The organism is Pseudomonas sputi, from assembly GCF_021603585.1.
Lineage (GTDB): Bacteria > Pseudomonadota > Gammaproteobacteria > Pseudomonadales > Pseudomonadaceae > Aquipseudomonas > Aquipseudomonas sputi.
This window is the reverse complement of sequence record NZ_BQHI01000021.1, coordinates 23,160-37,478: the sequence shown is the minus strand read 5'-3', so window position 1 is coordinate 37,478 and position 14,319 is coordinate 23,160. Positions and strand designations below refer to the sequence as shown.

The 14,319-nt window shown below is 63.0% G+C and carries 13 protein-coding genes; 8 read left to right on the top strand and 5 right to left on the bottom strand.

The genetic code is table 11. The features are described 5' to 3' along the window. The first annotated feature begins 70 nt into the window (after positions 1–70). The 8 genes from ccoG to L6D81_RS22540 all read left to right on the top strand — a co-directional run bounded on the left by ccoG (position 71) and on the right by L6D81_RS22540 (position 8,557). Complete coding sequence (gene ccoG, locus L6D81_RS22575; protein WP_236181993.1) at positions 71–1,486, top strand: cytochrome c oxidase accessory protein CcoG; 1,416 nt, start codon at positions 71–73, stop codon at positions 1,484–1,486. 11 nt (positions 1,487–1,497) lie between these two features. Continuing rightward, the gene (locus L6D81_RS22570) at positions 1,498–2,037 is read left to right on the top strand and encodes a FixH family protein (RefSeq protein WP_236181992.1); all 540 of its coding nucleotides are present in this window, start codon (positions 1,498–1,500) and stop codon (positions 2,035–2,037) included. A 133-nt stretch (positions 2,038–2,170) separates the two neighbouring features. Then, entirely contained in the window at positions 2,171–4,621 is a 2,451-nt protein-coding gene (locus tag L6D81_RS22565; protein WP_236181991.1) for a heavy metal translocating P-type ATPase, read from the top strand. Between the two features lie 22 nt (positions 4,622–4,643). Then, positions 4,644–4,856 (top strand): cbb3-type cytochrome oxidase assembly protein CcoS, encoded by a 213-nt coding sequence (ccoS, locus tag L6D81_RS22560; RefSeq protein WP_085711937.1) that lies wholly within the window; start codon positions 4,644–4,646, stop codon positions 4,854–4,856. After that, the gene (locus L6D81_RS22555; protein ID WP_236181990.1) at positions 4,849–5,532 is read left to right on the top strand and encodes a sulfite exporter TauE/SafE family protein; all 684 of its coding nucleotides are present in this window, start codon (positions 4,849–4,851) and stop codon (positions 5,530–5,532) included. The genes ccoS and L6D81_RS22555 overlap by 8 nt, the downstream gene beginning before the upstream one ends. A gap of 82 nt (positions 5,533–5,614) precedes the next feature. Further along, positions 5,615–6,997: an oxygen-independent coproporphyrinogen III oxidase gene (gene hemN, locus L6D81_RS22550; RefSeq protein ID WP_192564137.1), complete on the top strand. Its 1,383-nt coding sequence runs from the start codon at positions 5,615–5,617 to the stop codon at positions 6,995–6,997. A gap of 198 nt (positions 6,998–7,195) precedes the next feature. Then, positions 7,196–7,930, top strand: coding sequence for a fumarate/nitrate reduction transcriptional regulator Fnr (gene fnr / locus L6D81_RS22545; protein WP_007951654.1), 735 nt, complete (start codon positions 7,196–7,198; stop codon positions 7,928–7,930). Positions 7,931–8,008: 78 nt separating this feature from the next. Further along, positions 8,009–8,557 (top strand): adenine phosphoribosyltransferase, encoded by a 549-nt coding sequence (locus L6D81_RS22540; RefSeq protein ID WP_236181989.1) that lies wholly within the window; start codon positions 8,009–8,011, stop codon positions 8,555–8,557. Positions 8,558–8,615: 58 nt separating this feature from the next. On the opposite strand, the gene L6D81_RS22535 is transcribed toward L6D81_RS22540, so the two are convergent. From L6D81_RS22535 to dnaX, 5 genes are all read right to left on the bottom strand, one after another. After that, entirely contained in the window at positions 8,616–9,764 is a 1,149-nt protein-coding gene (locus L6D81_RS22535; RefSeq protein ID WP_236181988.1) for an acyl-CoA dehydrogenase family protein, read from the bottom strand. Between the two features lie 71 nt (positions 9,765–9,835). Next, the gene (recR, locus tag L6D81_RS22530; RefSeq protein ID WP_007951652.1) at positions 9,836–10,438 is read right to left on the bottom strand and encodes a recombination mediator RecR; all 603 of its coding nucleotides are present in this window, start codon (positions 10,436–10,438) and stop codon (positions 9,836–9,838) included. Positions 10,439–10,504: 66 nt separating this feature from the next. Further along, positions 10,505–11,539 carry an NADP-dependent oxidoreductase gene (locus L6D81_RS22525; protein WP_236181987.1) on the bottom strand — a complete coding sequence of 345 codons (1,035 nt, stop codon included), beginning with the start codon at positions 11,537–11,539 and terminating at the stop codon, positions 10,505–10,507. Between the two features lie 270 nt (positions 11,540–11,809). Then, positions 11,810–12,148 (bottom strand): YbaB/EbfC family nucleoid-associated protein, encoded by a 339-nt coding sequence (locus L6D81_RS22520; protein WP_236181986.1) that lies wholly within the window; start codon positions 12,146–12,148, stop codon positions 11,810–11,812. Between the two features lie 67 nt (positions 12,149–12,215). Next, positions 12,216–14,300, bottom strand: a complete 2,085-nt coding sequence (gene dnaX, locus L6D81_RS22515; RefSeq protein ID WP_236181985.1) for a DNA polymerase III subunit gamma/tau — start codon at positions 14,298–14,300, stop codon at positions 12,216–12,218. Between the last annotated feature and the right edge of the window lie 19 nt (positions 14,301–14,319).

Here is a 14,319-nt window from a genome sequence, read left to right as displayed (position 1 = left end):
GCAACACCCCTTTTGACCCCGGTCGGCACGTATCGACCGAGGCATTTTTCCACTGCCGTGGGATGCAATGATGAGCAACCAGATTCCGGTACACGACGTCACGCCACCCAGCAAGAACGCGAACAACAGCGTCGACCTTTACGCCTCTCGAGAAAAAATCTACACCCGTGCATTCACCGGTCTGTTCCGCAATCTGCGGATGATGGGCGGCGCTGCACTGTTCCTGCTGTATTTCGGAACGGTCTGGCTGAACTGGGGCGGCCATCAGGCCGTGTGGTGGAACCTGCCGGAGCGCAAGTTCTTCATCTTCGGCGCCACGTTCTGGCCGCAGGATTTCATTCTGCTTTCCGGGCTGCTGATCATTGCCGCGTTCGGTCTGTTCTTCATCACCGTATATGCGGGCCGGGTCTGGTGTGGTTACACCTGCCCACAAAGCGTGTGGACGTGGATTTTCATGTGGTGCGAAAAGGTCACCGAAGGTGACCGCAATCAGCGCATCAAGCTCGACAAGGCGCCGATGAGCGCCAACAAGTTCCTGCGCAAATTTGCCAAGCACGCGTTGTGGCTGCTGATCGGCTTTGTCACCGGCATGACCTTCGTCGGCTACTTCTCGCCGATCCGCGAACTGGTGATTGAATTCTTCACCGGCCAGGCCGATGGCTGGTCGTATTTCTGGGTCGGTTTCTTCACCCTCGCCACCTACGGCAACGCCGGCTGGCTGCGTGAGCAGGTGTGTATCTACATGTGTCCGTATGCGCGCTTCCAGAGCGTGATGTTCGACAAGGACACACTGATCGTTTCCTACGATCCGCGTCGCGGCGAAAGCCGTGGCCCGCGCAAGAAAGGCGTCGACTACAAGGCCCAGGGCCTGGGCGATTGCATCGACTGCACCATGTGCGTCCAGGTTTGCCCGACCGGCATCGACATCCGCGACGGCCTGCAGATCGAGTGCATCGGTTGTGCCGCGTGCATCGACGCCTGCGACAGCATCATGGACAAGATGGATTACCCGCGCGGGCTGATCAGCTACACCACCGAACACAACTTGTCCGGACAGAAAACCCATAAACTGCGGCCGCGCCTGATCGGTTATGCCGTGGTGCTGCTGGCGATGATCAGCCTGTTGGTGACAGCCTTCTTCATGCGCTCGCTGGTGGGTTTCGACGTCAGCAAGGACCGCGTGCTGTACCGCGAAAACGCTGAAGGCCGGATCGAAAACGTCTACAGCCTGAAGATCATGAACAAGGATCAGCGCGACCACACCTACGTGCTGGAAGCCGCCGGTCTGCCGGATCTGCGCCTGCAAGGCAAGCGCGAGATCAAAGTACCGGCCGGGGAAATCTTCAGCATGCCGGTCGAACTGTCGAGCGCGCCCGAACAATTGCCGTCGAGCACCAACGAGGTGAAATTCATCCTCAAGGATGCCGATGACGACAGCGTTCACGTAGAAGCCAAGAGCCGGTTCATCGGCCCACAAAATCGTTGAGAGAACTGAACATGCCCGCAGCAAACACCGCAAGTCCCTGGTACAAGCACCTTTGGCCATGGATCATCATCGGGATTCTGGCCTGTTCGGTAACGCTGACCCTGTCCATGGTGACCATTGCAGTGAACAACCCGGACAACCTGGTCAACGACAACTACTACGAGGCCGGCAAGGGCATCAACCGTTCGCTGGATCGTGAGCTGCTGGCGCAGACCCTGAAAATGCGCGCCGCCGTGCATCTGGATGACGTCACCGGCGAAGTCGACCTGCGCCTGAGCGGCGACAGCCAGCCGAAAACCCTGGAGCTGAACCTGATCTCGCCGACCCAGCCGGAGAAGGATCGCAAGATCGTCCTGGCCCGCAGCGAGTCCGAACAGGGCCGCTACATCGGCCAGTTGAGCGACAAGATCGAAGGCCGGCGTTTTGTTGAGTTGCTGGGCACTCAGGACGATCACGTGTGGCGGATGTTCGAAGAAGAAGTGGTCAGCCATGACCAGGATTTGTTGCTGGGTGATGAGCCACTGCAGGGTGCTGAAGACCTGAAGAAATAAGCCTTACTCTGATCGTTCCCACGCTCTGCGTGGGCACGCAGCCAGGGACGCTCCGCGTCCCAGCCGAAGCGGACGCGGAGCGTCCAGGGAGGCATTCCCACGCGGAGCGTGGGAACGATCATCGGAACGCCTCATGACCATTCCAATCCCCTGCTACCACTGCGCCCTGCCCGTCCCGTCCGGCAGCCGCTTCACCGCCATCGTGCTCGGGGAGTCCCGCGAGTTCTGCTGCCCGGGCTGTCAGGCGGTGGCCGAAGCCATCGTTGCCGGTGGGCTGGAAAGCTATTACCAGCATCGCAGCGAAGCTTCGGCCAATCCCGAAGCGCTGCCGGTGCAACTGGTCGATGAGCTTGAGTTGTACGACCGCGCCGACGTGCAGCAACCCTTCGTCCGTCACGAAGGTGAACTGGCCGAAACCACGTTGTTGATGGAGGGCATCAGTTGCGCCGCGTGCGGCTGGCTGATCGAGAAACACCTGCGCACCCTGCCGGCCGTGGCCGAGGCGCGGCTGAACCTGTCCAACCATCGCCTGCATGTGCGCTGGGCTGACACTCAGTTGCCACTGAGCCAGATCCTCGGCGAACTGCGCCACATCGGCTACGCCGCGCACCCGTATCAGGCCGACCGCGCCAGCGAGCAGCTGGCCAGCGAAAACCGCCTCGCCCTGCGTCAGCTCGGGGTCGCCGGGCTGCTGTGGTTCCAGGCGATGATGGCGACCATGGCGACCTGGCCGGAATTCAACATCGACCTCAGCCCGGAGTTGCACACCATCCTGCGCTGGGTCGCGCTGTTCCTCACCACGCCGATCGTGTTCTACAGCTGCGCACCGTTTTTCAAAGGGGCCATGCGCGATTTGCGCACTCGCCATCTGACCATGGACGTCTCGGTGTCGCTGGCGATCGGCGCGGCGTATATCGCCGGGATCTGGACCTCGATCACCGGGGTCGGCGAGCTGTATTTCGACGCAGTGGGCATGTTCGCGCTGTTCCTGCTCGCCGGGCGCTACCTCGAGCGCCGCGCCCGGGAACGCACCGCCGCGGCCACCGCGCAACTGGTCAATCTGCTGCCGGCCTCGTGCCTGCGCCTCGACGACGCCGGCCAGAGCGAACGCATCCTGCTCAGCGAACTGCGCCTCGGTGACCGGGTGCTGGTGCAACCGGGCTCGGTGCTGCCGGCGGACGGCAAGATCCTCGATGGGCAGTCGAGCATCGACGAGTCGGTGCTGACCGGCGAATACCTGCCGCAACCGCGCACCAAGGGCGATGCCGTCACCGCCGGTACGTTGAACGTGGAGAGCGCGCTGACCGTCGAGGTCCAGGCGCTCGGCCAGGACACACGGCTGTCGGCCATCGTCCGCCTGCTCGATCGCGCCCAGGCGGAAAAACCACGGCTGGCGGAAATCGCCGACCGCGCCGCGCAGTGGTTTCTGTTGCTGTCGTTGATCGCCGCAGCCGCCATCGGCCTGTTGTGGTGGGAGCTGGATTCATCGCGGGCATTCTGGATCGTCCTTGCCATGCTGGTCGCGACCTGCCCCTGCGCGCTGTCACTGGCGACGCCGACCGCGCTGACCGCCGCCACCGGCACCCTGCACAAACTCGGCCTGCTGCTGACGCGCGGCCATGTGCTGGAAGGTCTGAACCAGATCGACACAGTGATCTTCGACAAGACCGGCACCCTTACCGAAGGCCGACTGGTGCTGCGTTCGATCCGCCCGCTCGGTGCCCTCGACAGCGATCAATGCCTGAGCCTCGCCGCCGCCCTGGAAAATCGTTCGGAACACCCGATCGCCCGCGCCTTCGGACGCGCCCCCCTGGCCGCCGAAGACGTCCACAGCACGCCGGGCCTGGGGCTTGAAGGGTTAGTCGGCGAACAGCGCTTGCGCATCGGCCAGGCGGATTTTGTCTGTGTTCTCAGCGGCGCGCCTGTGCCGACGATGCCGAAGGAGCCTGGGCAATGGCTGCTGCTCGGTGACCGTCAGGGGCCGCTGGCCTGGTTCGCCCTCGACGACCGGCTGCGCGACGACGCCCCCGCGCTGCTCGCCGCGTGCAAGGCACGCGGCTGGCGCACGCTGCTGCTGTCGGGCGACAGTTCGCCGATGGTCGCCAGCGTCGCCGCCGAACTGGGCATCGACGAGGCCCGTGGCGGTTTGCGTCCGGACGACAAGTTGCAAGTGCTGCAACAACTGCACAAGGACGGCCGCAAGGTGTTGATGCTCGGCGACGGGGTCAACGATGTGCCGGTGCTGGCCGCCGCCGACATCAGCGTGGCCATGGGCTCGGCCACCGATCTGGCGAAAACCAGTGCCGACGCGGTGCTGCTGTCCAACCGGCTCGAGGCCTTGGTGCAAGCCTTCACGCTGGCCCGCCGCACCCGTCGGGTGATCATCGAGAACCTGTTGTGGGCGGCGCTGTACAATGGCCTCATGTTGCCGTTCGCCGCCCTCGGCTGGATCACTCCGGTGTGGGCCGCCGTCGGCATGTCGATCAGTTCCCTGACCGTGGTGCTCAACGCCCTGCGCCTGACTCGCCTGCCGAGTGCGCCGGCCGTCAACGCTTCGTCAGAAACCCGCCCGCTGCCGGCCTGAGCCGCGCGGGCATGGAGTACAGATGCCAGCTCTCTACGTGATGATTCCGGCCGCGCTGCTGATCGTGGCCATCGCCGTCTACATCTTCTTCTGGGCGGTGGACAGCGGCCAGTACGACGACCTCGACGGCCCGGCCCACAGCATCCTGTTCGACGATCAGGACCCGAACCACACCGCCGCCGTGGACGAAGCCAACCCGGTCAAACCGGACGACAAGGCGCCACCCCATGCTTGAACTGGCGCCACTGCTGGTGTCTGCGTTGATTCTCGGCCTGCTCGGCGGCGGCCATTGCCTGGGCATGTGCGGGGGCTTGATGGGCGCGCTGACCCTGGCGATCCCCAAGGAGCAACGCAGCCGACGTTTTCGTCTGCTGCTGGCCTACAACCTCGGGCGGATTCTCAGCTATGCCACGGCAGGCTTGCTGATCGGGCTGGCGGGTTGGGCGGTGGCCAACAGTCCTGCCGCGCTGTTCATGCGGGTGCTCGCCGGTCTGCTGCTGATCGCCATGGGCCTGTATCTGGCGGGATGGTGGAGCGGTCTGACCCGCATCGAGGGCCTCGGGCGCGGGCTATGGCGCTACATTCAACCTGTCGCCAATCGCCTGCTGCCGGTGTCGAGCCTGCCCCGGGCCTTGCTGCTTGGCGCACTGTGGGGCTGGCTGCCGTGCGGGCTGGTTTACAGCACGCTGTTGTGGTCGGCCAGTCAAGGCAATGCGTTGGACAGTGCCTTGCTGATGCTCGCCTTCGGGCTCGGCACATGGCCTGTCTTGCTGGCGACCGGCCTCGCCGCCGAACGGATCACCTCACTGCTGCGCAAACGCAGCGTGCGCATGGCCGGTGGTCTGCTGGTGATCCTCTTCGGCATCTGGACCCTGCCGGGGCCGCACCAGCACTGGCTGATGGGCCACTGATCCCGTTGATGCAAATCAAGATGCCTTTTCGCGCCCTCCCCTAGACTCGCCACACTGCCAGCCTATCCGGGGGAATGCCCGCATGCTCGACGCCATTCGTTGGGACACCGATTTGATCCGCCGCTACGACCTGGCGGGGCCGCGCTACACCTCGTACCCGACGGCCGTGCAATTTCACAGTCAGGTCGGCACCTTCGACCTGTTCCACGCCCTGCGCGACAGCCGCAAGGCGCTGCGCCCGTTGTCGCTGTACGTGCACGTGCCGTTCTGCGCGAACATTTGTTACTACTGCGCCTGCAACAAGGTCATCACCAAGGATCGCGGCCGAGCGTTGCCGTATCTGCAACGGCTCGAACAGGAAATCCAGCTGATCGCCTGCCACCTTGATCCGGCGCAGAAAGTCGAGCAACTGCACTTCGGTGGCGGTACCCCGACCTTTCTCAGCCACGATGAGTTGCGCCAGTTGATGGCGCACCTGCGCAAGCATTTCAATCTGCTGGACGATGACTCCGGCGATTACGGCATCGAGATCGATCCACGCGAAGCCGACTGGTCGACCATGGGCCTGCTGCGCGAACTGGGTTTCAACCGGGTCAGCATCGGCCTGCAGGACCTCGATCCGGCGGTGCAACGGGCAGTCAATCGCCTGCAAAGCCTGGAAGAAACCCGCGCCGTGATCGATGCGGCGCGCACCCTGCAATTTCGCTCGATCAACATCGACCTGATCTACGGCCTGCCCAAGCAGACTCCGGACAACTTCGCCCGCACCGTCGAGGAAGTCATCAGCCTGCAGCCGGACCGGCTCTCGGTGTTCAATTACGCGCACCTGCCGGAACGTTTCATGCCGCAGCGGCGGATCAACGGCAACGAACTGCCGAGCCCGGCGCAGAAACTGGAAATGCTGCAACGGACCATCGAACAACTGACCGCCGCCGGCTACCGCTACATCGGCATGGACCACTTCGCCCTGCCCGACGATGAACTGGCGATTGCCCAGGAAGAATCAACCCTGCAACGCAATTTCCAGGGCTACACCACCCACGGTCACTGCGACCTGATCGGTCTGGGCGTGTCGGCCATCAGCCAGATCGGCGATCTGTACTGCCAGAACAGCAGCGATCTCAATCACTACCAGAACACCCTCGCCGGTGCGCAACTGGCCACCAGCCGAGGCCTGGTGTGCAACGCCGATGACCGCCTGCGTCGCGCGGTGATCCAGCAACTGATCTGCAATTTCAGCCTGGACTTCGCCGAAATCGAGCGCCGCTTCAACATCGATTTTCAGGGCTACTTCGGCGCGCTCTGGCCGCAATTGCAGGGCATGGCGCAGGACGGCCTGATCGAACTGGATCGCGAGCGCATCACTGTGCTGCCGGCCGGGCGCCTGTTGGTGCGCTCGGTGTGCATGGTGTTCGACGCGTACCTGGAACAGCAAAACCGCCAGCGTTTCTCGCGGGTGATTTAACTTTTCAAGCACCACGCAGGGGTTGCCTATGTAGAACGGTCATCGAAACGGTGCCTTGCACGCCGTCCGAGACACGTTTATCGGCCGTCATCCCTGCGGCGTTTTGCCGGTGGGGCAATCTCGCCACAGACTGGCCTGAATGTCTTCCAGTGGGTTACCCTTACGCCTTATGTGTGTTTTCCCACAAGGATCCAAGAAATGTCCGAGCCAGTTAAACTGCGCGCTCATAACCAGGCTAATTGCAAGGATTGCAGCCTGGCCCCTCTCTGCCTGCCACTTTCACTGAATCTGGAAGACATGGATGCGCTGGACGAAATCGTTAAACGTGGCCGCCCGTTGAAAAAGGGTGAGTTCCTGTTCCGCCAGGGCGACACCTTCGATTCCGTTTATGCAGTACGCTCCGGCGCCCTCAAGACTTTCAGCCTGAGCGACACCGGCGAAGAACAACTGACCGGCTTCCACCTGCCGAGCGAGCTGGTCGGGCTGTCCGGCATGGACACCGAGAAACACCCGGTTTCCGCCCAGGCCCTGGAAACCACTTCGGTCTGCGAGATTCCGTTCGAACGCCTCGACGAACTGGCCCTGCAACTGCCGCAGTTGCGCCGTCAGTTGATGCGCGTGATGAGCCGCGAAATCCGTGACGACCAGCAAATGATGCTGCTGCTGTCGAAGAAGACCGCCGACGAGCGCATCGCCACCTTCCTGGTCAACCTGTCGGCGCGTTTCCGCGCTCGCGGCTTCTCGGCCAACCAGTTCCGCCTGAGCATGTCGCGCAATGAAATCGGCAACTACCTGGGGCTGGCGGTAGAAACCGTGTCCCGGGTCTTCACCCGCTTCCAGCAGAACGAACTGATCGCCGCCGAGGGCAAGGAAATCCATATCCTCGACCCGATCCAGCTCTGCGCCCTGGCCGGCGGCTCGCTCGAGGTCTGATCTCGACCCGCGGCCGAGCGTATCGTTTCAGCCGCGGGTATACTGCGCCGTTTGCAGCCCTGCCAGGACACCTCGACGATGGTCTTCGACTCCTTCGACATCAAATCCCTGATCCGCCCCGTGATCGACTTCCCGAAAACGGGCGTGATCTTTCGCGACATCACCCCGCTGTTCCAGTCGCCCAAGGCCCTGCGCCTGGTGATGGACAGCTTCGCCCACCGTTACGTCGAAGCCGACTTCACTCACATCGGCGCGATGGATGCGCGTGGTTTCCTGATCGGTTCGGTACTGGCCTATCAGCTGAACAAGCCGCTGGTGCTGTTCCGCAAGCAGGGCAAGTTGCCGGCAGACGTGCTGGCTGAAGGTTACGCGACCGAGTACGGCGAAGCGTTCCTCGAAGTGCACGCCGACAGCCTGTGCGAAGGCGACTCGGTGGTGATGTTCGATGACCTGATCGCCACCGGCGGCACGCTGATCGCAGCGGCCAACCTGATCCGCCGCATGGGCGCCCGCGTTCACGAAGCGGCGGCGATCATTGATCTGCCGGAACTGGGTGGCTCGCAGCGTCTTGAGGACATGGGGATTCCGACGTTCTGCCTGACGCAGTTTGCGTTGACTGACAAGTAATCAGCCCCGCGCCGCGATCGTTCTCACGCTCCGCGTGGGAACGATCAAACACCGAAGATTACAGTCCCATCTGTTTGCTGATGATCTCGTTCATCACTTCCCGCGTCCCGCCGCCAATCGACAAGATGCGGTTATCCCGATACAGCCGCTCCACCAGGCTTTCGCGCATATAACCCAACCCGCCAAGAATCTGCACCGCCTCGTTGGTGATGCGGTCCGAAGTGTCCGTGGCGAAGTTCTTGGCCATGGAAATCTCCTTGATCACGCTCTGCCCCGCCGCCATTTTCGCCGCCTGCCGGTAGGTGAACTCCCGCGAGACTTCCAGCGCCGTGGCCATTTCCGCGAGGCGATGCTTGATCACCTGGAACTTGCCGATGGGTTTACCGAACGCTTGCCGCTCCTTCGCCCACTTCAGGCTTTCTTCCAGTGCCAGTTGCGCGGTCATGTTGGCCATCAGCGCCAATGCCAGACGTTCGCTCTGGAAGTTGCCCATGATGCAGGCAAAACCCATGTTCTGCGCGCCAATCAGATTTCCTACAGGCACCCGGCAATCGTCGAAGAACAATTCAGCGGTGTCCGACGCCAACCAGCCCATTTTCTTCAGCTGCCGGCCGACAGTGAAACCTGGCGTGCCCTTCTCGATCAGCAACAGGCTGATGCCGCCAAAACCGGGCGCGCCGGTGCGCACCGCGACGGTGTAGTAGTCGGCGCGCACGCCACTGGTGATAAAGGTTTTGCTGCCGCTGACCCGGTAATGATCGCCATCGCGTACGGCGCGGGTCTGCAGGTTGGCGACGTCGGAACCGCCGCCCGGCTCGGTGACGGCCAAGGCGCTGATTTTTTCGCCCCTTAGCACTTGAGGTACGACGCGGTCCCGCACTTCAGGGCGGGCCCATTTGACGACTGGCGGCAGACCGATATCGAGCGAACCAAGCCCGGCCACCAGCCCGCCGGAGCCGCAGCGCATCAGTTCTTCGCTGGCGGCGATTTTGGCGAACAGGTCACCTTCGTGACTGCCGCCCAGCGCTTCGGGGTAACCAATGCCGAGGATACCGGCCGCACCGGCCTTGAGATAAAGCTCACGGGGAAAGCTTTCGGCTTCTTCCCACGCATTGATGTCCGGCAGGATCTCGCGCTCGACGAAACGTCTGACGCTGTCGCGGACCATTTGGTGGCTGGGGTCGAAGTATTCCTGGAAGGCGGGCATCGGCGAACTCCATGGAAGGGTTCGCCGAACTTAACCGAGCGCTTGCTTGGTTTTCAACCGGATTGTGTGACTCAGAGAGAAATCGGTTTACGCCCGGCAAACGAGTGAGCCAGCGTGCCACCGTCCACCAGCTCCAGTTCGCCGCCCAGCGGTACGCCGTGAGCGATGCGCGAGGCGATCAGGCCTTTGTTCTGCAGCAACTGGGCGATGTAGTGGGCCGTCGCTTCGCCTTCCACGGTCGGGTTGGTAGCGAGGATGACTTCGGTGAAGGTGCCCGCCTCTTCGATCCGTGCCATCAATTGCGGAATGCCGATGGCTTCCGGGCCCAGGCCGTCCAGCGGCGACAGGTGCCCCTTGAGCACGAAGTAACGCCCACGGAAGCCGGTCTGCTCGACCGCGTAAACATCCATCGGCCCCTCTACTACGCACAGCAGCGTGTCATCGCGGCGGGTGTCGGCGCATTGCGGGCACAGGTCGTCTTCGGTCAGCGTGCGGCACTGACGGCAGTGTCCGACCCCTTCCATGGCCTGGCTCAAGGCCTGGGCCAGGCGCGTACCGCCGCTGCGGTCACGTTCGAGCAACTGCAACGCCATGCGCTGGGCAGTTTTCTGACCCACGCCCGGCAAGGTTCGCAGGGCGTCGATCAGTTGGCGAATCAAAGGGCTGAAGCTCATGGGGAAAAAGTCCGACAAAACAACGAGACGCGGTTTATACCCGCGCCTCCGGCCAGCGTCAAATCCTCAGTCCTGGGCGACCTTCACCACCAGTTTGCCGAAGTTGCGCCCCTCCAGCAGCCCGATAAACGCCTCAGGCGCCTGCTCCAGGCCCTCGACCACGTCCTCGCGGAATTTCACCTTGCCATCGCGCACCCACGGCACCATCGCGCTGATGAATTCCGGCTGACGATCACCGTAGTCGTCGAACACGATGAAGCCCTGAATCCGTACGCGCCTGGTCAGCAACGTGCGTTGCAAGGCGGGCAAACGATCCGGGCCTTTCGGCGCTTGCGAGGCGTTGTAGCCAGCAATCAGGCCGCACAGCGGGATCCGCGCCTTGGGATTGAGCAGCGGCACGACCGCATCGAAGACATGTCCACCGACGTTTTCGTAATAGATGTCGATGCCATTGGGACAGGCCTTGGCCAGTTGCTCGGCGAAGTCCGGCGCCTTGTGATCGATACAGGCGTCGAAGCCCAGTTCCTCGACCACGTATTTGCACTTCTCGGCTCCACCGGCCACGCCGACGGCACGCAGGCCCTTGATCTTGGCGACCTGACCGACCACCGAGCCCACTGCGCCGGACGCGGCGGCGACCACCAGGGTTTCGCCCTCTTTCGGCTGGCCGATGTCCATCAGGCCCATGTACGCGGTCATGCCCGGCATGCCCAGCACGCCGAGGGCCATCGACGGGCTCGGCAGCCCGGACGGGATCGGGATGATGTTGCGGCCATCGCTGATGCTGTGGCTTTGCCAACCGGTCGCACCGACGACCAGATCGCCCGGATGAAATTTCGGATGACGCGACTGTTCGACCCGGCTGACAGCGCCGCCGGTCATCACTTCGCCGATTTGTACCGGCGCCGCGTAGGACGGCGCGTCACTCATACGACCGCGCATATAGGGATCAAGCGACAGGTACAGGGTCTTGAGCAACACCTGGCCTTCTTCCAGGTCTGGCAGCGCCTCGCGCTCCAGACGGAAGTTCTCGGGGGTCGGCGCGCCCACCGGCCGCGAGGCCAGCACGAAGCGTTGATTGAGAGTCAGAGGGTCGGACATGTCAGCATCTCCTGTGAATGATGAATTCGGTGGTATAGGGAGCAGACCTTGGTGGGCATGGTGCCTTCCGATTGATAAGCGTTGGTCGAGGCGTCGAATCGTCCACTTGGGAATGCCCTATCGGACGCTCCGTGTTTGCCTTCGGATTGGGGACGCGAAGCGTCCCGGGCTGCATTCCCACGCGGAACGTGGGAACGATCGGGCGGAAACAAAAAATGCCAGGCGCGATGCCTGGCATTTTTTGTAGCTCATCCAACCCGCAAAGGCGAATCAGAACGGCAGTTTCATACCGGCCGGCAGGTTCATGCCAGCGGTCATGCTGCCCATTTTCGCCTGGCTGTTGGCTTCGACCTGACGCACGGCGGCGTTGACGGCAGCAGCCACCAGATCCTCGAGCACTTCACGGTCGTCTTTGTCCAGGCCCGGCAGTACGCTCGGGTCGATGCTGACTTTTTTCACGTCATGACGACCGGTCATCACCACGGTGACCAGATCGCCACCGGCCTTGCCGGTGACTTCGGCGTTGGCCAGTTCTTCCTGCATCTTGGCCATTTTTTCCTGCATCTGCTGCGCCTGCTTCATCAGGCCGGCCATGCCACCTTTCATCATGGGAATCACCTCAAACGTACTTGGATCAAAACAGCGCCCGCCCCTACAGGCCGGACGCCCTCAGTTATTAGCCCTGACTGACCAGGGCGTCGACAGGTTCAATAGTATCGTGTCGCACGACCGCGCCGAACTGCTGCACCATCTGCTGGATGAACGGATCGCCGTGGATCGATTCCTCCGCCTCGCGCTGACGGTTGGCACGGCGCCGGGACGCGGCCTGGGCCGGGGTTTCCTGCTCGGGCTTGATCAGCTCGATGGTCAGGGTCAGCGTGCGCCCGTGGAACTGGTTCAGCGCATCGTTCAGGCGACGCTGCTGGGTGGCGTTGAACAAGGCGCTGTGGGCCGGGTCCAGGTGCATCAGCCAGTGATCGCCATCGACCGCGATCAGCGTGCAGTTGGCGGCGATGCTGCCGGTCATGCCGGAAATCGGCAGTTGCGGGAACAGCTCCAGCCATTGCAGGGCCAGACCGGTGGCCGGCGCGGCGGCAGGTTCCGGCTCGGGCTCCGGGGCCGGTTCTGCAGCATGTTCGCTGGCCAGATCGTCGAGGTAACTGTAGGCCGAATCCATGTCCGGCTCGATGTAGTCCTCGTCAAGCGGCGGCTCGTCGTCCATGTCCACGCCCGGCGTGGCGGCATCGACTTCGGCCACTGACGGTTCGGGGATCGGCGCAGCGGCCCACTCCGGGGCGTCCGGCACGACGCTGTCCGGGGTCGGCAGCGGCATTGGCGGCAGCTCCGGTTGTTCGGCGGCGGTTTCCAGTACAGGCTCGACCACTGGCTGCTGCACAGGCGCCGGTTCTACCGGGTCATTCCACGGCAGATCGACGACGTCCTCGACGGCAACCGGCTCTGGCTCTGGCTCAGGAACGGGTTCAGGCGCAATCACCTGGGCAACCGGTGCAGGTTCGGGAGCAGGTGCAGGCGCAACCACCGGCGCTGGCGTGGGTGCAACAGCCGCAGCAACTACCGGCGCAGGCTTCGGCGCGGCAGCCACTGAATTTGCGGAATCAACTGTGGCCTGGCTGATCCCCACTGGCTTTAGCGGTTGCCTCGGAGCGTCCGCCGTGTCTGCCGGCCGGAAGGCCAGCATCCGCAGCAGGACCATTTCGAAACCACCTCGCGGATCGGGCGCCAGCGGCAAGTCGCGGCGGCCGATCAGGCCCATCTGGTAATAGAACTGCACGTCTTCGGCCGGCAACGCCTGGGCCAGTGCCAGCACCCGGTCACGGTCGCCGTGGCCGTTGTCGACACCTTCCGGCAAGGCCTGGGCGATGGCGACGCGGTGCAGCACATTGAGAATTTCCGAGAGCACGCCGTTCCAGTCCGGGCCCTGTTCGGCCAGGTGACGCACGGCCTCGAGCAACGCCTTGGCGTCACCTTCGATCAGCGCGTGCAGCACGTCGTAGACCTGACCGTGATCCAGCGTACCAAGCATCGCCCGCACGTCGGCGGCCAACACTTTGCCTTCACCGAAGGCGATGGCCTGGTCGGTCAGGCTCATGGCGTCACGCATCGAACCGTCCGCCGCGCGACCGAGCAGCCACAGGGCGTCGTCTTCGAACGGTACGTTTTCGGCGCCCAGAACGTGGGTCAGATGCTCGACCACCCGCTCCGGCGTCATGTTCTTCAGGGAGAACTGCAGGCACCGCGACAAAATCGTTGCCGGAAGTTTCTGCGGGTCGGTGGTCGCCAGGATGAACTTGACGTAGGGCGGCGGCTCTTCAAGGGTTTTGAGCAGCGCATTGAAGGAATGGCTGGAGAGCATGTGCACTTCGTCGATCAGGTAGACCTTGAAGCGCCCGCGGCTCGGGGCGTACTGCACGTTGTCGAGCAGTTCGCGGGTGTCCTCGACCTTGGTCCGGCTCGCGGCGTCGATCTCGATCAGGTCGACGAAACGGCCCTCATCGATCTCGCGGCACACCGAACACTCGCCGCACGGGCTTGAAGTGATACCTGTTTCACAGTTCAGGCATTTGGCGATGATCCGCGCAATCGTGGTCTTGCCGACGCCTCGCGTACCGGTGAAGAGGTAGGCGTGGTGCAGGCGCTGGCTGTCCAAGGCATTGATCAGAGCCTTGAGCACATGGGTCTGGCCGACCATTTCGCGGAACGAGCGCGGACGCCATTTACGTGCAAGAACCTGATAACTCATCGAAAACCGTCGCGGCAAA